Origin of the sequence: Rhodopirellula islandica, assembly GCF_001027925.1 — a bacterium.
Classification (GTDB): Bacteria; Planctomycetota; Planctomycetia; order Pirellulales; family Pirellulaceae; genus Rhodopirellula; species Rhodopirellula islandica.
In genome coordinates, this window is the sequence record NZ_LECT01000007.1 from 167,853 (window position 1) to 187,346 (window position 19,494).

Annotated in this window: 13 protein-coding genes; 6 read left to right on the forward strand and 7 right to left on the reverse strand. The window is 57.2% G+C overall.

The genetic code is table 11. The features are described from left to right. Nucleotides 1-66: 66 nt before the first annotated feature. The 3 genes from RISK_RS03555 to RISK_RS03565 form a co-directional block, all read right to left on the reverse strand. The gene (locus RISK_RS03555) at nucleotides 67-1,281 is read right to left on the reverse strand and encodes a type II secretion system F family protein (RefSeq protein ID WP_047812865.1); all 1,215 of its coding nucleotides are present in this window, start codon (nucleotides 1,279-1,281) and stop codon (nucleotides 67-69) included. A gap of 105 nt (nucleotides 1,282-1,386) precedes the next feature. Continuing rightward, nucleotides 1,387-3,078: a GspE/PulE family protein gene (locus RISK_RS03560; RefSeq protein ID WP_047812866.1), complete on the reverse strand. Its 1,692-nt coding sequence runs from the start codon at nucleotides 3,076-3,078 to the stop codon at nucleotides 1,387-1,389. Continuing rightward, a complete protein-coding gene (locus RISK_RS03565) occupies nucleotides 3,075-6,044 on the reverse strand; it encodes a secretin N-terminal domain-containing protein (RefSeq protein ID WP_047812867.1) in 2,970 nt (989 codons plus the stop codon). The genes RISK_RS03560 and RISK_RS03565 overlap by 4 nt, the downstream gene beginning before the upstream one ends. Nucleotides 6,045-6,366: 322 nt before the next feature. Between RISK_RS03565 and map the strand changes: the two genes are divergently transcribed. Further along, on the forward strand, nucleotides 6,367-7,164 hold the full coding sequence (gene map / locus RISK_RS03570; protein ID WP_047812868.1) for a type I methionyl aminopeptidase: 798 nt from the start codon (nucleotides 6,367-6,369) through the stop codon (nucleotides 7,162-7,164). A 221-nt stretch (nucleotides 7,165-7,385) separates the two neighbouring features. On the opposite strand, the gene RISK_RS03575 is transcribed toward map, so the two are convergent. Then, a complete protein-coding gene (locus RISK_RS03575) occupies nucleotides 7,386-8,333 on the reverse strand; it encodes a DNA integrity scanning protein DisA nucleotide-binding domain protein (RefSeq protein ID WP_047812869.1) in 948 nt (315 codons plus the stop codon). 185 nt (nucleotides 8,334-8,518) lie between these two features. Continuing rightward, nucleotides 8,519-9,808 carry a hypothetical protein gene (locus RISK_RS03580; protein WP_047812870.1) on the reverse strand — a complete coding sequence of 430 codons (1,290 nt, stop codon included), beginning with the start codon at nucleotides 9,806-9,808 and terminating at the stop codon, nucleotides 8,519-8,521. Between the two features lie 53 nt (nucleotides 9,809-9,861). Here RISK_RS03580 and RISK_RS03585 point away from each other — a divergent pair, with 53 nt between their 5' ends. Further along, on the forward strand, nucleotides 9,862-10,425 hold the full coding sequence (locus RISK_RS03585) for a shikimate kinase (RefSeq protein ID WP_047812871.1): 564 nt from the start codon (nucleotides 9,862-9,864) through the stop codon (nucleotides 10,423-10,425). A 285-nt stretch (nucleotides 10,426-10,710) separates the two neighbouring features. Here RISK_RS03585 and RISK_RS30605 read toward each other — a convergent pair whose 3' ends face one another. Beyond that, a complete protein-coding gene (locus RISK_RS30605) occupies nucleotides 10,711-10,944 on the reverse strand; it encodes a hypothetical protein (RefSeq protein WP_102017506.1) in 234 nt (77 codons plus the stop codon). A 140-nt stretch (nucleotides 10,945-11,084) separates the two neighbouring features. Here RISK_RS30605 and RISK_RS03590 point away from each other — a divergent pair, with 140 nt between their 5' ends. From RISK_RS03590 to RISK_RS03605, 4 genes are all read left to right on the forward strand, one after another. After that, nucleotides 11,085-11,657 carry an OsmC family protein gene (locus RISK_RS03590; RefSeq protein WP_047812872.1) on the forward strand — a complete coding sequence of 191 codons (573 nt, stop codon included), beginning with the start codon at nucleotides 11,085-11,087 and terminating at the stop codon, nucleotides 11,655-11,657. Nucleotides 11,658-11,973: 316 nt separating this feature from the next. Then, nucleotides 11,974-14,379, forward strand: a complete 2,406-nt coding sequence (locus RISK_RS03595; RefSeq protein WP_083434755.1) for an arylsulfatase — start codon at nucleotides 11,974-11,976, stop codon at nucleotides 14,377-14,379. Between the two features lie 315 nt (nucleotides 14,380-14,694). Beyond that, nucleotides 14,695-16,452 carry an FAD-dependent oxidoreductase gene (locus RISK_RS03600; protein ID WP_047813029.1) on the forward strand — a complete coding sequence of 586 codons (1,758 nt, stop codon included), beginning with the start codon at nucleotides 14,695-14,697 and terminating at the stop codon, nucleotides 16,450-16,452. 262 nt (nucleotides 16,453-16,714) lie between these two features. Continuing rightward, on the forward strand, nucleotides 16,715-17,584 hold the full coding sequence (locus tag RISK_RS03605) for a sugar phosphate isomerase/epimerase family protein (RefSeq protein WP_047812873.1): 870 nt from the start codon (nucleotides 16,715-16,717) through the stop codon (nucleotides 17,582-17,584). A 299-nt stretch (nucleotides 17,585-17,883) separates the two neighbouring features. Here the strand turns inward: RISK_RS03605 and RISK_RS03610 are convergent, their stop codons facing one another. Further along, the gene (locus RISK_RS03610) at nucleotides 17,884-19,335 is read right to left on the reverse strand and encodes an autotransporter outer membrane beta-barrel domain-containing protein (RefSeq protein WP_083434756.1); all 1,452 of its coding nucleotides are present in this window, start codon (nucleotides 19,333-19,335) and stop codon (nucleotides 17,884-17,886) included. Between the last annotated feature and the right edge of the window lie 159 nt (nucleotides 19,336-19,494).

Consider the following 19,494-nt stretch of genomic DNA (forward strand, 5'->3'; position numbering starts at 1 on the left):
CGGTTGTGCGTGAAAACCGTGGCTAACGCCAACGGCTCACATACCCGATAACACCTGCGGACCTGCTTAGAGGCTGGTGCTGCTCTTGAGGACAGGCACGAGCAATGCCATCACGACACCGAGAACCAGAATTGCCATCACCAGCAACATGATCGGCTCGAGCAATCGCACGAACAAGTCCAGACGCCGGAACGTTCGCTTTTCCAGGGAGTCTGCGATTTCAGGCAGCACTCGGTCCAACGAGTTGCTCTCTTCACCCACGCTGATCATCTCCACCACCGAAATCGGAAAGTATCCCGACTGGCGGAGTGGTTTCGCGAGGCTTTCACCGCTGCGAATGTTTTCACTGGCGTCCGCGATCGATCGACTGAGCAAGCGATTGCCGGTTGCGGTCCGACTGATATCCAACGATTTCAGAATCGGCACGCCGTTGGCCAGCAAGGTTCCCAACACCCGGCAGAACCGAGCGACGGAAAGATTCATGAGAATGTCACCCAGGACGGGGACCTTCAGTTTGATCTTGTCAAACAAGTCTTGCCCGCGATCGGTCTGCAGTTGCTGGCGAATAAAGATGATCAATCCCACTGCCACCACAATCAGGATCCATCCGTATCCCTGGAGGAAGTTGCTGAAGCCCAGCAAGGCCTCTGTCATGGCAGGCATCTCGCCCTTTTGCCGCAATCGATCAAACAGCATGTCGAACTTGGGCACGAAGAAAACCAGCAAGGCCGAGATCACAACACTTCCGATCGTGAACAAGAACACAGGGTACGCCATCGCGCTGACCGTGCGTCCCTTGAGGTCTTCTTGCAGTTCGGTGAAAACGCCAACGCGGTCCAAGGCGTCTTCTAGAAAACCACCTTCGGTCCCGGCACGCACCATGTTGACGGCCATGTCGCTGAACACGCCGGGATAGCGAGCCATGGTGTCACCGATGGGTTCGCCGTCCTCGACCCGACCTCGAATTTCGGCCAAGACTTCCCCGAGGACCGGCGTGCTGGATTGCTCACCAAGAATCGTGAGCGACCGAATCATTGGCACGCCACTTCGCAGCAACGACGCCATTTGGCCGTAGAAGGTGGCCATGATTTGACCTTTGACCTTCTTGCGTTTGGTTCCAAAGATCGCAAACGCGGAACCGGAGGTTTGTTCCGTGATTTTGGTTGGGAACAAATCACGTCCAGTCAGTTGCGACGTCGCTTCACGCTGCGACCCGGCCTCGAGCGTTCCTTGGACGCTCTTTCCAGTCATGTCTCGGGCGGTGTATTGAAACGTTGGCATAGTGACAGAGCGGCGGGAAGCAGGTGGGCGTGATGGAAGGCGATGCGCGTTTTGGTGTCGGGCGAGAAGCCCAGACAACCTGGATGACGGTCAGCAAGTCGCGGGCTAGAGAGCCTCGCCCTTGGTAACACGAAGGACTTCGTCAACGCTGGTCACGCCGGCGACGACTTTGTCCCAGGCATCCATCCGAAGCGTTCGCATGCCTTCCTTGACAGCTTGTCGACGGATGTCCCAGCTGCTGGCACGGTTCTGAGCCATCTCGCGAATTTGCTCGCTGCTGACGAGCAGTTCGTAGATCCCCAAACGACCGGAGTAACCAACATTGCGGCACTCCCGACAACCGACGCTGCGAAAGATCTCTTTGCCTGCGATCTCATCCCAAGGAAAATCCTTGGGCAAATCGTCTTGTTCGGGAATGAATGACTCCTTGCAGTGCTGGCACAAACGTCGAAGCAGTCGCTGAGCCATCACGGCCTCCACCGTCCCTGCGACCAAGAACGGTTCCACGCCCATGTCGACCATCCGCGTGAACGCACCAGCGGCATCGTTGGTGTGCAAGGTGCTGAACACCATGTGACCTGTCAGCGATGCCTGGGTGGCATTCTCTGCCGTTTCCAAGTCGCGAATTTCGCCGACCAGCACGATGTCCGGGTCGTGACGCAGAATGCTTCGAAGCGAAGCAGCGAAGGTCAATCCGATCTTGGAGTGAACCTGGATCTGGTTGATGCCATCGAGCTGATACTCAACGGGATCTTCCGTCGTGATGATTTTGTTTTCGGGGCTGCGGATCTCCAACAAACTGCTGTACAGCGTCGTCGTTTTACCACTCCCGGTCGGTCCGGTGACCAACACGATGCCGTGTGGCAATTTGATCAGCTGGCTGAACCGATCGTAGATTTCCTTGGACATCCCCAGTCCCTGCAGATCAAACACCATCGACGATTTGTCGAGGACACGCATGACCAGGCCTTCACCGTGGATCATGGGGATCACGCTGAGACGAATGTCGACCTCGCGGCCGTGCACACGGAGTTTGATCCGGCCGTCTTGTGGCAGTCGCTTCTCCGCGATGTTCAACCGGGCCATGATCTTCAAGCGGCTGATCATCGCGGCTTGGAAACGGTTGATTTCGGGTGGCACAGGTTGAGGGTGCAAGATCCCGTCGATCCGGTACCGAATCACCAGCCCATCCGACTGCGATTCGATGTGAATGTCACTGGCACGCGAATCAACGGCTTCAATCAGAATCTCGTTGACCAGCCGAACAACCGAGGCTTCTTGAGCCATTTCGGAGAGTTCACTGCCATCGGTTTCGATGCCTTCGAGCAATTCGATTTCATCATCGCCGGCGGCTGCGACCAAGCCTTCCACCGTTTCACTACCGACACCGAGGTGTTTCTTCACCAAACGGCTGATTTCGGCACGCTCGGCAACAACGGGAACCACCGTTTTGCCAGTCGTCGCGCAGGCTTCATCCAGCGGGTACAGGTCAAACGGGTCGGCGGTCGCAACCAGCAACGCCCCGTCTTCCCAACCAATTGGGAACATGGAATGGCGATAGATCAGTTTCTGTGGAAAGCCCTCGAGGGCAGACAGATCGATTTCCGATGTTCGCAGGTCGCGAAATTCCAGCCCAACCTCATCAGCAATCGCCGACAAGGCATCTCGCGCCGAGACGTATCCCAATGTGACCGCATTGTCGACGACCGACTGAGGGTCGCCGTTGCGGCTTTGCTCCAATTGCTGGGACGTCAGCAGTCCGCGTCGTTGCAGAATCTCGCCAGCATGCATGATCATCTTCCTCTTCCTCCGCCTGTTTGTCCGCCGCGACCACCGCGACCTGTGTCACCTCCTCCTCCGCCTCCGAGTCCCGTTCCACCGCGGCCTGCATCACCTCCGCGTCCCCCGGTGCCTCCAGCAGCTCCTCCTCCGCCGCCAAATCGCGATCGGAAGAACTCAATTCGCCGCTGAACATCTTCGGCTGACGAGCCAGTTGGTGCAGACCCCGAAGCTCCACTGCTGGAACTTCCTGAGGTTGAGGTTGCTGTGGTGGCTTTCACACCCAGCATGGACTCCAACGCTTGTTGTAACACTTCTGCGCGGACACCACCTGCGATTGGCATCACCACCGTTTGTTCTTCTTGTTCCATCCCTTGTTGATCCAAGATCTCAACGAGTTCCTGAACCTGTTGGAAATCTTGCGGTGTGGCCGTCACGACCAAAGAGTTGCTGCGTTCGTCCACGGCGACAATGATTTTTGTCGGTTCGCTCTTGGCTTTCTCGGCTGTTCCGCCACCGCCGCCTCCTCGTCCTCCGCGCCCACCGCCACGCAGTGCGTTGATGATGTCTTCCGGTGAAGATTGACGGCCACCGCCACCTCCGGCGCTTTGCTCTTGAAACATTTTCTCAGCGAACACGGCCTTCACAAGCGTCGCGACATCCGATGCTTCTTGATAGATCACAGGAATCAACCTGGGTTGTGGCACCGTGCGAACCAACTCCGGACTTTCTTCTTGATCAATTTCTCGAATGACCAAGCGGATGAATTCCAAGTCCGCCGGACTGGCCTGGACGATCAGCGAATTCAGGTGCCCATCGGCGACAATGTTGACGCTGCCGCGACTGGTCAAAATCGAACGACTGCTGGAGACCTCTTCGCCTCCACCGCCGCCCATTCCCAGCAAACCGCCGAGCATCCCACCGCCGAGACCACCCATCACCGACTCGGTGAGAGATCCGGAGGAGGATTCTGAGCCGCCGAGCACGCTGGCAACCAATTCCGAAGCCACTTCGGCTTTGATGTATTTTAAACGGAAGATGGTCGGCAGATCGCTCGCCATTCCTGACGATGTGCTGATGGAACTGAGCAACTGTTCAAAGGCATCGAGAGCTTCGCTGTCTTTGGATGCAATGACCAAACCCGCGGGAGTCATTTGCACAACAATCTCAGCACCGGCGTTTGGATTCGCGAACTCGTCTTGCAACAAGGTGGGACCAGCGACCGCTGCTTCGGAATCCAGCTCAGAAGGATCCGCACCGGACGATGCGTTGACGTCGAAATCGTCAAATGCACGAACCAAGTATTGGTCATCCGCACGGGAATCCCGGCGATTCCAGGACGCCTCTTGATCCAGAACACGTTGCCTCGGTTGGCCGATGGGTTGTGTGTCTCGGCCCCCTTCTTGCAGCTGTTCGTCCTCCGAAGAGGTCGGCACGATCACTCGCAAGCGATTCTCACGCCCGGTCATTGGCCACAAACTTTCCAGTTGCCGCAACGTTTGATTGGCCGACGATCCCGTCATTGGCAGAACGCGAACGTTTTCACCCAAGCCGCCTGCCAGTGGATCGTTTTCCAGTTCATCAATCAGCCGTTTCACAGTTTCGATTTGGGCTGTCGTTCCACGAACCCAGAGCCGTCCTGTTTCCGGATCGCCGTCGACGGTGGGACCTTGCCCGCCAGCCTCGGTGACGCCGAAGAATTTATTGATTGTCAGCAATGCGTTGGCTGGTTCCAACCGACGCAGATTGATGATGGCGAAGTTGTCGCCATCACCTTCCAGTTCCGCGATTGTTTCGGCGATCAGAGCCTGAGTTTCCGGACGAGCGGAAGCGACAATCACACCGCGTTTGGTATCCAACGCGATGCGAGTCTCGGGCGTCCCAGCCAACATGGTTTGCAGCACATCAAACGCGGTTTGCATGTTGGCCGAAGCGACCGCGTGGGTCTTCAACACTGGTTTGATGATTTCGACCTCTTCCGCGTCTTCGCTGCCCGGCATCGCCTTGTCGGCTTTGGTGAAGATGCTTTTCAGCAGCGACAACTTGGCGGGTGAGCCAGTCGCAAAGACTCGGTCGCCGTACAGCGACACCGAAATGCGAAGGTCATCACCGAGGTTCACGCCGGGTTCCAATCCAACCAACGGACGAGCGACTTCGAGAATTTCTTCTGCGGCGCGGTGTTGGAGCGTGATTTCAACCACGCTGGACTGAGCTTCCTCCGCCGCGGACAACACGGACTCAATGGTTCTTAGCTTCCCAACGGTCTCGGTCACGACGACTTGGCGTGCTCCGGCGAGAACGTTGATTCGTCCCCATGGACCAATGATCTGCGCCAGCTCTTCACGAGCTTCCTCGGGCGACAATCCGCCGAGGGGGAAGACACAGCGAACGATGTCGCTGTTGCCGCGTTGATCGAATGTATCGGGAGTGACCAATTCGGCCATTTCGCTGATCAGCTTCTCTGCGTTTTCTGCTTCGAGGTCAACGAGCAGCAGCATGCGTCCTCGGCGAACCACGGCCCATCCTCGGTCCAGCAGCAGACGATTGATCAGGTCCAGACCTTCCCCGACGGAATAGGTTTGAGTGGGGTCACTGAAGTTGACCGTCCCAGCCGGCGACCCGTCCATTTGCAAGGACAAATCAGCTTGTTCGGAGAACCAGCGAAGCACATCCGACCACGGTGCCCCCGAGAAATTGAAGCTCAATTCCTTGTCGGCGCTGGGAACCGTGGTTGCCGGAGCCGATGTGATCGGGCCAGCGGGGACGTCAACGCTGGCGTCCTGTGCTACGGCCGAACCGGATGCCAGCACCAAGATCCCGGCCACAGCCACCCCTCGGATTGCGAGCTGCTTCCAGTGAGATCGCTTGCGACCGGCTTGACTAAGGGCGATGTCGATCGGCGAAGGGTTCCGTCCACTGGAATCGGAACTTCGGGAAGACAAAGCGTTCGCGGCTTGCGTCGCGTTGGGAACAATTCGATTCATTTCGATAGATAAGATTTAGGATCGAGCTGGACGAAGCGGAAATCGTTTGCCTGGACTCGGGTGTCAGGATAGTTGCCCGAAAAGCAACGGCACGAGTAAATGGTCCCGTTCCGTCATGAACTAACCCCTCCCGGCCACAAAAGTTCCGACGGGGAGCGTTCCTGCTCAAGCAAATCGCCGGATTGTGCCAATCATTCCGCCTCAGGTCCCCCCACCGGCTGGCATCTGATGTCAGATTGGGTTTGCCGCCTCTCTAAACCTGCTATGCTGGCAACTCGCCTCTGACGGCCCACCATCAACCGATCCAGCACCACTTAGAAGCATGCTGACCAAGCAACGAAAACTGATCCTCACTGACATTCAGCGCGACATGATGCGGGCCGCAGGCCAAGCCAATGCCGCCCTGATGGACTTCATCCGGCCGCATGTCAAACCCGGCATCACAACGGGCAAAATTGACCAAATGGTCCACGACTGGACCTACGGGCACGGGTACCGAGCAGCAACCCTGGGGTATCAGAAGTACCCGAAAAGCTGTTGCACCAGCGTCAACGAAGTGATCTGCCACGGGATTCCCGATGATTACGAGCTGTGCGAGGGCGACATCATCAACGTCGACATCACCACCGTCGTGGACGGCTGGCACGGTGACCAAAGCGAGACGTTTTTGTTGGGCGAAGTCAGCGATGAGAAGCGGGCGGTGACCCAGTGTGCGTTTGATTGCATGCACTTGGCCATCGATGCTCTGACCCCCGGTTGCCGGGTGGCAACCATCGGCGAAGCCGTCGTTCCCGAATCCGAAGGACGTGGATTCACGGTCGTTCGCGAATACGTGGGTCACGGGTTGGGCAAACAATTTCACCTCGACCCTTCGATTCCTCACTTCCCGAACCGCCAAAGCCGAATCGATCGCTTGTTCCCCGGCATGTGCTTCACGATCGAGCCCATGATCAACGCCGGTTCACGTTACACCCAGTGTGACAAAGCAGACGGCTGGACAGTCCGAACGAGAGACGGACGCCCCTCGGCTCAGTTCGAACATTCGATCCTGATGACCGAAGAAGGCCCCGAGATCCTGACGCAAACGCAAGACGGTCCCCGCAAAGGGCACCAGTTCTGAGCATTCGAGGTTGTCCCTTGCACACCAGGCTGTTGGTCGAGTGTGTTTCGCAGATTGAGCGATCAGCCGACGGGCGGTAGCCCACGGTTACCGAAGACGAACCGGACGCGATCGCGTTCCGGCTGACTCAATCAACAGCCTGTCACGCTTCGAGTTGTGATGTTGGTCACGGGAGTGTCGACACAGCGAATCGAAGCTGGGAACCGAGTGCGAGCGGTGTTCTAGTTTTCGTCCGCTGATTGTTGCGGTGGCTCGAACGCGAATTCTTGCCACTTGATCGCCTTGTCCATGGGCACAATCTGCAGGATCAAGAACCCGTTCTGATACAGCCTCACCGTGCCGGTGGATTGGCTGACGACGACCGAGACCGCCTTCGTTTTTCGCGTGATCGCGGCCGCGGCCCAGTGCCGGGACCCGAGCCCCTTGGTCATTTTCAGGTCTTCGTGAGAGACCTCCAACATTTGGCGGCTGCGTTCGATGATGCCGTCCGCGGTGACCACAAACGCGCCGTCCAGCTGGGCGATCTCTTTCGCATCTTCCTGCACCTTGGGGTCCAAGATGTTGCGGTGTTTTTTGTTGTATCCGCGAAATGGATCGGCTCCGCTGTCGCTGGCGTGTTCCAGCACTCGGCGGCTGTCGCCGACCACGAACATGGTTCCAACGGCCTTGCCCTCGCGACCTTCTCGGCCAATTTGCGATGCCAAGTCGACGACCGCTTTGATGGTCTTCAAAGGGACGCTGCTTTCGAGCGTCTGCAGATCGCGAACGGTGAACCGACGCATCCGCTCATCCAGCTGCAGGTGGCTGATCGAGTCCAGCCGGCCCTGTTGAAATCCACTGTAGACCGCAACGACTTCTCCGTTGGTCCGGATCAACTCGTCGGCAGCGGCTTCCAACAATGCCTCTTGCAAGCGTTCCAGCAGCGGAGCCTTTTCCTTGTTCAACGCCAGCGGTTTCAAGCCCGCTTCGGCGGCACCGTCCAAGTCCCCGATGGTATCGACCGCGACGATCACCATGTTTTTGCTTGCTTCGGTCAGCTCCGAAATTCGTTTCCAATCGGTGCTGCCATCCAGCAACAACAGCAGGGCGTCAGCATTTCGATCCGCTCGGAGCGCCACGGCGGCCGAAATCATCGCGGCATTCTGCTTGGTCAAACGTTGCGTGGCCATCGATTCTCAAGCAGCTCCGAATTCAATGCGGTTGACCAAGGGGGACTTACAATGCGTCCCCACTTTAGTCCACCGAGGTCATCGCCCAAAGAGGACCGAGCCCCGTTGAGCCACGATTTAGGCTGACTTTCACGACATTTTTCAAGCCGAGGTCATCCATCGATGCTGGGCGATGCTCCACGGCCTCAAGCGAACTCCACCGCGGAGTCACGCCGTTTGGACTCGTTCGAAGCCGCCTGTTCTTCCACGTGTTCCCTCAAACCACATTGCTCCAGCACAATCGTCAGATGCGCGTCATGCCGACGACTGACCTTTAACAACACCACCGCATCGTCTCCCGAATCCGCATGGATCGAGTGCGTCAACCAACCGCGAATCAGCCGAGGTGAGGCTTCGCAACGAAGAACGTGCCCGTCCCGGCCCAACCCCCACGACAAGGGCGACCAGGGGGTGGCCGGCGTCAACAACCAACCTTCGTCATCGCGACGCAAACGCAAACAACTTTTCGCAGGATAGGGCCCAATCGAGTCTTGTGAAAACACGATCACGCCACGTGGGTCGGGGGTCGCGAATCCCGGCCAAATCCGAGCCAAAACGGGATCCAACAACATCGTCCGATAGAACTTCACCCGCCGGCCGGCCCAGCGGAAGATCAACGCGGCGACCAAGAGGATCGCAAAATTGAACACCGTTGCCAGGGTCGGACTGAGCGCGTACACCGCCATCAGTCCGGCACAGAGTGATTTGTTGCAAACCTCAAAGATGGCGTCGACAGTCGGAAAGGGCGTCAGCCAGACCAGGAATTCGAAGAAGAATTTGACGCTGTTGATGACCAACATGTTGACCGTCATGGCAATCAAAATCAGCGTGTTGGCGGTGAAGCTGAAGATCCCCGCCGTGTAGACCGGCAACGTTTCCATTGCCAGCTGCGTTTCGTCGGTGCCAACCGAATCCGCGGTCATGGACGCCGTGATCTTGATCGCCAACAAAATCACAATCACCGAATACGCTTCCAGCTGATCCATCGCCTGTGCAAACGGTTTGCTGACCTTGGACAATCGCGGGACGCTGGTCACCACTGCAAGAACCGCGAAAACGCAGAACAGCGGGACACTACGGAGCGGCCCCGCTGACCCCAACAACGCGTTGTCCGTGATCCAGTCCGGTCCCCACAAAGCCAAACCCGATAGACAAGCGACACCGAAAAACGGAGACAAGGCCAGTGGAGCAAGCGGCCCCAACCAATCCGCCAGGTGCAGTTGGTCGGCCCAGGCCGTCGCCGCAGCGATGTCTCGCGTGTCGAACTCACCCTCGAGTGCCTGCGGAACGTCTTCCGGATTCACCGCCGATTGCGTCCGAGCAGGAACGGCTGCTGCCTCGTCCGTTTGGCGGACGACATCGCTTTGCCCCGTCGCTTGGACCGCCAGCCCGATGATCAGCACCACGGTCAACGTTGTCTTTGCAATCCAATTCATCTCATTCCCTTCGGACTTCTCAATCGAACCGTTGGCTGGTAGCGTTTCGCGTCATGAACATCGACGCAGTGAAACCTCAGCATCTCTATTTGACCGGCTACCGCGGGTGCGGCAAAAGTACGCTTGCGAAACTTTTAGCGCAGCGGTTGTCTTTGCCGGTCGTCGACTTGGATGATGTGATCGAATCGACGGCAGGGAAATCGATCGCGGAAATCTTCGCCGCTGAAACCGAGTCCGGTTTTCGCGACCGCGAAGAAGCCGCGTTGGTGGAAGTCGCCCAGCGGCCAACGCATGTGATCGCTCTCGGTGGTGGCACAATCCTTCGCCAGGCCAACCGGAATCTGATCGCCAATTCGGGCTGGTGCGTTTGGCTGGACGCTGAACCTGAAATTCTGATGGCTCGATTGGCTGGCGATGAAACCACGGCCGATCGACGTCCCTCGCTGACGGATCAATCGGTCTTCGATGAAGTCAAAACGGTGATGACCCACCGCGAACCGCTCTACCGTGAATCGGCGGACCTACGAATCAACACCAGTCATCAAACGATGGACGACATTGTCACCGAAGTTTTGAAGGCTTGCCCGCCCAGCATCGGAGAAGTCAAACCCAGCTAGACTTCGACCGGAGGGGCTCGGAAGCCTTTTTATACCCCACATCTCGAAACACCAAAGATTAGTGTCCGATCAGAGTGGATTAGTGTTCCGCCAGAGCGGCCAAGGGAACACTAATCTCCGCTGATCGAACACGAAGCAGGTCGGCAGGAATGATCAAGCACAATCATGTGAGCCGTTTGGGCGTTAGCCCCGGTTGTGCGTGAAAACCGTGGCTAACGCCAACGGCTCACATACCCGATGACACCTGCGTACCTGCTTAAAGAGTATTGTCGCTTGCCCAAGTTTTCATCCCGATAGGGATGCAAGATGGTAGCCGTCGGTAAGCGATAGCGCCACCGATGGACATGCAACCCCCACGCCAGAGCTCAACGCGAACGTGTAGGCGTCTTCTCCAGCCATCGGATGGTCGACATAGCCATTCCCCATGTCGACGAAGCCGTAGCCACGCAGGGGACACATGTCTTCGATTTCACAGAGCACGTCGGTGGTTCCGGCTGTCGTCCCCTTTTCGAAGTCCACGCTGACTCAACCACCCGTCCGTCGTACAACCACCGTGGCAGGCTCACCGGCACCGTGCGGTGTCAAACGCATTGACCAACGTGTGCTCATCACGTGATGATTCTCTGAAACCTCTTTTCACTCCAGCCGGAAGTTCACCGATGGGCACAGACGAATCCGCCACGCCGATTGTTCGCAAAGTGGAAGAACTCTCCAATCCCGACGAGCATGGATCCAGTCTCGCGCCGGTTCAGAAACGCGAAGTCGTGTTGCGGTTGGAGGCAGAATCACTGGACAACATGAGGAAGCGGGCAACGGTTCGAGTCGATCAACCTCAAGGCAGCACGTTCGAAATCATTTGCGATGAAGGCCCATACTTGGGCGGGGACGATTCCGCACCACCGCCACTGGCCTACTACAGCGCCAGCATCGCGTTTTGCCTGCTGACTCAGCTCTCTCGCTACGCCTCCATCAAGAAACTCAAAATCTCCCGGTTGAAGCTCTCGCAGGAAACCCGGTTCTCGATGGAAGGATCGGTTCTCAAAGGCACGCTGACTGGCCGAGGCGTCGAAGTGATCACTCACTTGGAGATCGAATCGGAGGAATCCGAAGAAACCATTCGGAAGATGATTGAAGTCGGCGAGAACAGTTGCTTCATCCACCAGTCGATCATGCATCCCGTGCCATCGACGATTCAAGCGAAGTTCAATGGCCAGAGCCTTGGTCCTGCCTGAACTTTGCAAGCTCACAAAGAGATTGTCATTGCTTCGGCAGAATGTCGCGTGATGCCAATCACTTTTGCGTGACAGAAGCGTTCCCGTTCAATCAGCTCGACGGGCGTCTTCGAGTGTGTGAGACCTTTGGCGTTCGCCAAGGCTCCCATGTACAAACGGGGCAAACGCCCAAACAGCTTGCATGCTTGCTCCCAATCAATCCTGCGGCCCCGCTTAGTTGTATGTTCGAGGGGGGAGTGATATGAATAGGCTCTCAACCGAATGCAGTCGCCCGCATTCGATCCCCGTTGTTTCCTGGTTCTGCTGGATTGCTTCCATGAAGTTCGATCAAAAACAATCACCTGTCATTCGGAACGTGATCCAGTGCCTGGTGTTGGCGGGAGTCGTGCTTCATGCACAGGCAACCGAGGCACAAGAGTCTGACCGAGAAGTGCCAGTCAACCGACGTGTGCTGCCCATCGCGGCGCCATGGCAACCACCGATCAAAACGTTGGACGCCCGCGATGCCACAGCTCCGCCAGTGTTCAAGGTCGAAGCGCCCCAGGATGCGCCCAATGTGGTGGTCATCATGATTGATGACCTTGGTTTTGGTGGCACTAGCGCGTTCGGCGGCGTCACCCCAACGCCCACCTTCGATCGACTCGCAAAGAATGGGTTGCGTTACAACCACTTTCATTCAACAGCGTTGTGCTCGCCCACACGTCAAGCTTTGTTGACCGGTCGGAATCACCACAGCGTGAACATGGGGTCGATCACGGAAATTGCGACCTCCTTCCCAGGCCAAACAGGCAAGCTCCCAGACAGCTGCGCCAAGTTGCCTGAAATCCTCCGACTCAACGGTTACAGCACGGCCCACTTCGGCAAGTGTCACGAAGTCGCTGTTTGGGAGATCAGTCCCAGCGGTCCGCTGACTCGTTGGCCAACGCTCTCGGGATTCGACAAGTTCTACGGCTTCCTGGGGGGAGAAACCAACCAGTGGGCACCTGCGATCTACGACGGCATCACCCCCGTGGACAACCCGGCGAAGGGCGACCCCGATTATCACTTCATGAACGACATGACGACGCAGGCGATCAACTGGATTCGAGCCCAGCAGTCGCTGACCCCGGAAAAACCGTTCTTCACCTACTTTGTCCCCGGTGCAACGCATGCACCTCACCATGTTCCCGAATCGTTTATCAAAAAGCACGAAGGCAAGTTCGACGCTGGCTGGGATGTCATTCGGAAGCAGATTTTCGACAACCAAAAACGCTTGGGAGTGATTCCGAAAGACGCGGTGCTGGCCGACAAGCCCGAGGACATCAAAGACTGGGACGATCTTTCGCCGAAAGAGCGAAAGCTGTTCTCGCGTCAGGCGGAGGTCTTTGCAGCATTCTTGGACATGGCGGACTTTGAAATCGGCCGACTCATCGATGCGATTGAAGAACTCGGCGAACTCGACAACACCATGATCGTCTTCATTGCCGGTGACAACGGCACCAGTGCGGAAGGCGGCATGAACGGCATGTACAACGAGATGACGTACTTCAATGGAGTCGAGGAAACGGTCGACGACATGCTCCAGCACTACGACGATTGGGGCAGCGCCAGCACCTACCCTCACATGGCAGCCGGCTGGGCCGTGTGCTTTGATTCGCCCTTCACCTGGACCAAACAAGTCGCGTCCAACTATGGCGGAACGCGTCAGGGAACCGTGATCCACTGGCCGGCAGGGATCAAAGCGAAGAACGGTTTGCGTCAGCAGTGGCACCATGTGATTGACATTGCCCCCACGGTCTTGGAAGCCGCTGGCCTGCCCCAGCCGCGAATCGTCAATGGCGTCGGGCAACGTCCGATGGAAGGCGTCAGCATGCTGTATTCCTTCGACGACGCCCAAGCCGCTGACCGGCATTTGGTGCAGTACTTCGAAATCATGGGCAATCGAGGCGTGTACTACGATGGTTGGTTCGCCGGCACCGTTCACATGTACCCCTGGGCTCCACCAAGGAACAAACTCCTCGACGATGTTTGGGAGCTGTATCATGTGGCCGAAGATTTCAGCATGGCAAACAACCTGGCAGCGAAGCATCCTGAAAAGCTGAAAGAGCTGCAGGAAGTGTTTTTGTCCGAAGCGGTGAAATACAAGGTGTTGCCGATCGACGATCGACGCCAATTGCGACTCAACGCCAAGCTGGCCGGACGGCCAACCTTGATGGGAGATCGCACCTCGCTGACCGTCTATGAAGGGCTGGGATTTTTGCCTGAAAACGATTTCATCGACACCAAGAACCGTTCCTTCGAAATCGTCGCGGAAATCGAATCACAGGGCAAAGCAACCAACGGGGTGATCGTCAGCCAAGGCGGTCGTTTTGGTGGATGGAGTTTGTACTTGAAAGAAGGCAAGCCGGTTTACACGTACAACTACCTCGGTTTGGAAAGCTATTCGGTGACATCGAAGGACGTTCTGCCTGTCGGCAAATCAACGCTCCAACTCGAATTCGCGTATGACGGTCAATCGGCCGATGGCCAACCCAAACTTGGTGCGGGAGGCACGGCCACGCTGAAGGTCAACGGCCAACCGGTTGGTTCAGGCAAGGTCGAGAAAACCCAGTTCGCGATTTGGTCGGCAGATGAAACCGCCAATGTCGGCCTCGATCGCGAGACCTCCGTGTCGCCTGACTACACCGAGGAATCAAGCAAATTCACGGGCAAGATCGACAAGGTCACCTTGACCGTGAAGTAGCTGGCAAGCAAGCACGTTCACCAACAGTGTCACAGGCTCCTGGTGGTCTGTCACAGCGAAGCAGGTCGGTAGGAATGATCGGGCATCATCATGTGAGTTGTACGTGGGAGCAACGACGCTTACCGAAACAGTCCAAATGCCGAAAGACTCCTGCCGACCTGCCTGAAAGTGAGGGTTGATCGTCGTGGATGAGGCGGCGAGTCCTTGGATTTGACGCCAGTTCAGGACTCGTCGCCTCGTCCACTACCCTAAGATCAAGTCATGACAGACCACGAGCCTGGGGTGGATCTCCGCCCCGAATTCATCCGAAAAACCATGCCTGAATCATTCGTCTTCGCTGCACGTCCAACCGACTCAGGCAGCTTCAAGCGTCGTGACTTCCTTGAGTTCGCTGGTCTGGTGGCCGCATCCTCTTGCCTGCCAAAAATCGCTGCCGCGGCTGATGCCGCCGGGGCAACCCCCGCAGACGAAATGGCGGTGGATGTCGTCATCGTTGGCGGTGGTCTTGGCGGTTGTGCTGCGGCGTTGGCAGCCACCCGGATGGGCAAGCGTGTGCTGATGACTGAGCCCACCGATTGGATTGGTGGACAACTCAGTCAACAAGGTGTGCCGCCCGATGAACACAGCCACATCGAAACACATGGTTGCACCGCCAGCTACCGAGAATTTCGCGAGAAGGTTCGCGACCATTACAGAAGACACTCCCCGCTCACCGAGGCCGCCCGACAGAACGCTCGCTTGAATCCTGGCAATGGAAGTGTCTCGCGGCTTTGTCATGAGCCTCGTGTTGCCGTCGCGGTCCTGGATGCCATGCTGGCGCCTGCAGTCAGCGCAGGCCGACTGACCGTGCTGCTCGATACCGAACCGATCCAAGCTGATGTCGATGGCGATCGCATTCGATCGCTCACCTTCCGCAACAGAGCGGGGACGGCGGTGACCGTGACGGCACCGATGTTCGTCGACGCCAGCGAACAAGGGGACGTGCTGCCACTGACCAACACCGAATATGTCACCGGCTTCGAATCTCGAGACCAAACCGGGGAACCACATGCCCCTGACCAAGCCGCCCCGAAAAACATCCAATCGTTCACGTGGTGCTTCGCGATCGATCACCTGGACGGAGAAGATCACACCATCGATCGGCCCCAACAATACGGATTCTGGAAAGAGCACACACCTGACTTAACGCCACCCTGGCCCGGCAAGTTGCTGTCGCTTCAGTATTCCAAGCCGAACACGCACAAGCCCCATGACCTCGCCTTTGTCCCGCCAAGCAACGGACAGCCACCAGCGAAAACACAAGCCCTGAACTTGTGGCTGTATCGCCGCATCCTGGACCCAGCCAACTTTGTCCCTGGCACCTACCCAAGCGGTGTGACCATCGTCAATTGGCCGCAGAATGATTACATGCTGGGGGATTTGATGACTGGCGATGAACAGGAAATCGCCAAGCATTTGGAAGGATCCCGGCAACTGAGTTTGTCGTTGCTGTACTGGCTGCAGACCGAAGCACCACGTCCTGACGGCGGAACGGGATGGAAGGGACTCCGCTTACGGAAGGACATCATGGGCACGGAGGATGGCCTGGCCAAGTATCCTTACATCCGTGAGTCGCGAAGAATCGAAGCCGAGTTCACCATTCTCGAACAACACATTTCACGTGCCGAGCGTGAGACGCTGGTGAAGAGCCCAACGGACAAAGTTCGGGCGGCATCCTTTCACGATTCGATCGGGGTTGGCTACTACCATCTCGATCTGCACCCCAGCACCGGTGGCGACAACTACATCGACTTCGCCAGTGTTCCGTTTCAAATTCCCCTGGGCGCATTGATCCCCAAGCGAATGAAGAACTTGATCGCTGGGTGCAAGAACATTGGCACCACTCATCTCAGCAACGGTTGCTACCGCCTGCACCCAGTCGAATGGAGCATCGGCGAAGCCGCGGGTGCCTTGGCCGCTCATTGTCTCGATCAACACGATCGACCAAGCGGAGTTCGGAACGATCCCCAGTCACTGGCCGAGTTCCAACGCCTCCTCACACGGCAAGGTTTTGAACTGGCGTGGCCGTCCTGACATCCAACGCCAACCCGATCAGGCCAACACGAAAACAGTGACGCGGAGTTCACTCCGAAGCAGGTCGGCAGGAACGATCAGGCAGAACCCGGTGAGCCATTTGGGCGTTGGCCCCGGTTGCACATGGGAGCAACAACGCTCCCCCAAACAGTTCAAATGCCGAAAGACTCCTGCCGACCTGCTTAAGTTGGCATGCCACACCTCATCGGTGTAAGTTGGGCAGCCCTGAAATTGCTCCGTTCCCCTTTCGAAGGAAGCCTCCATGTCGTTGGATCGCCGTCAATTTATCGCTCGTTCGGCATTGGGACTTGCTGCTCTCTCCGCTTCTGATGTCCGAGCTGACAAAGCATCCCCAAAGTCATTGCGGCTCGGGCTGGTCACTTACAACTGGGGCAAGGACTGGGATCTGCCAACCATCATCAAGAACTGCGAAACAACCCAATTCGCTGGCGTTGAATTGCGAAGCACCCATCAACATCAGGTTGAAATCACGCTCAACTCAAAGCAACGGGAGCATGTTCGCAAACAATTTGCGGATAGCAACGTGACGCTTGTGGGACTCGGCAGCGCATGTGAGTATCACGCGATTGACTCTGCGGAGCTCAACAAGAACATCGAAGAAACCAAGCAGTTCGTGAAGCTATGCAGTGACGTCGGTGGCAGCGGCGTTAAAGTTCGCCCCAATGGCTTGCCTGCCGGACGCCCTGTCGAAAAAACCCTGGAACAGATTGGGAGATCGCTCAATGAGGTCGGACGCTTCGCTGCCGAATACGGCGTCCAAATCCGAGTCGAAGTGCACGGCAAAGGCACGACGGAGATCGCTCACATGAAGACGATCATGGACATCGCTGATCACCCGAACGTGGCCGTTTGTTGGAACTGCAACCCACAGGACTTGCACGGGGAAGGTTTGGCGCACAACTACAACCTGCTAAAAGATCGGATGGGCACGATTCACATCCATGACCTCCGAAACAACCATTATCCGTGGGACGAACTATTCCCGATGCTCCTCGACACGGATGCCAAAAGTTTTACGGGATGGACCTTGATCGAAGAGGGAACTGTTCCCAAAGAACTCCTGCCCGCGATGAAAGAGAACCGAATTCGCTGGGAAGAACTCACCGGCTAAAAGACGGTGACGCCTTCGGCGTTATGAAAATCGGTTTAGATCGAACTCTCGGCCAAATGGCTGAATCGTTACCATTCGTCGTGCGACCTGGGGTGGGACGCTAGGCCGAGCATGACTGATTTGGGGTGGCCTGCCAGTTCGGCCCTGCCCCGGAAATCTCGCTGAACGCTCGTTTTCCGCTCCCTCCCCAACTGTGTTCAGGAGGGTGAAGTCGAGTTCGTAAGTGCTGGCAAAAGCAGCCCGACCTCCCCTGCGGCTATGCCACGCTGTGGCGACGAATCAGCACCCTGGCGGTCGGGTTACCGGGTCCAGATGATGCCGCCGGTGCCGGTGTGGAATCGGTTGCGGTCGTTGGCTTGCAGGTCGTAGTTGGCGTACAACGACAACGCTCCGTTGCGGTTGCCTTGCATGCCGACACCCAGCAGTGCCCAGTCGCGGCCCATGTCCAAACCGTTGGTTGCGAAACTTGATCCGCTTTGCGTTCCCGTCACACTCGTTGATGGGTCCAAGAATTCGTGCATCCATGACGCACGAGCGTTCGGTGTCCAGCCCCAACCCAGCGGACCGTGGAAGTGACGGCTGCCATAGAAGTTCGATCCGATCATGCTGCGAAGCGAATGGGCATCGACGTCGTCGATCGACGCGCCGCCGGATTCCACATGGTCGTCTTGATGTACCCAGACGTATTGCAGGGCAACATTGGGCTGGACCGTCACGCCACCGAGTGTGCGATTCCACCCTCGTTCCAGGTACGTGCCCGTTTGCACGCCGTCAAAGTTGCCGGTGATTCCACCGGTGCGAGACGTGTCGTAGTCATCGTAGTTTGCGTTGCCAGCCAGTGTGTAGTAGTTGCCTTCGTGGTCGTGGCGATGCAAGAACGCGCCGACCATGCCGCTGTTGACGTTGGCTTCCGAACCGGCATCGGTGTTGACGTTTTGATAGCCGTAGGCACCATAGAATCCAACCATCGTGTGAGCGTCGACGTGGCGGAACAGTCCTAACTGAGTCCCGCCGCCGCCGTAGTCGAATCCCGACACACCGGCGTGACCATCGGCGCTACCGCCGACGCCGTAGCCTTGCATCCATCCACCCCATCCGCCGCGTGTCAGTGGCAAGCTGTGGTTGTTGATTTGACGGGCGGCACCCGTTTGATAGCTGACCTGATCAACGGCTGGCTCTTCGTAACTGACCAAACGAATGGGTGCGTACTCACCGTCGGCGGTGCGGGGTGGAGGGGTCAGCGAGGCCAAGCCCATCGATCCGCCACCGCTGGTGTAGGTGCCCGCCATGTTGCGAACTTGACTGCTGAGCGATTGGAATTGGTAGCTCTGATTTTGGAACTGAGCCTGCGACGTGCTGCCGAGCAATTGCCCTGCTTCAAACGAGGCGAGAGCAAATATGAAGTCGATGGTAAAGTCACCTCCGAAACCAAAATGATCGTCCCATAAGAAGCTGTACATTCCGGGAGAAACCGTGTCAGGGCCTCCATGATCTAGCAGGTTACCACTTTCAGCAAACCAACTTTTACTCCAAAATTCACCTTCGCCATTCAGACGCGTGTAAAGCTCATCACCCGCATTGCTAACGTTGATGGCCGAGATTGACTCGCCTGCCCCCACGTTGACATCGACGATATCAAATTGGCCGTCGGCTTGCGTGATTCTGGTATTGGACGAGCTGATGATCGGGCCCGCTGCGTGTGCAGTGGTCACACACGCGATGAGAGCCCAGGTGGTTAAGTGCCGAAGCATGGTATTCTTCCTTTTTGAGTTTGATTGGTTGTTTGAGAATCTTCTTCCCTTCGACGGGGCTTACCAGACGTAGCTGACGGAGCCTGATCCGACGTGGAAGACTTGGTGATCGTTGAACTGTGCGTCGTCGTCGGCTCGCAGTTCCTAGCGGTCGCTCGG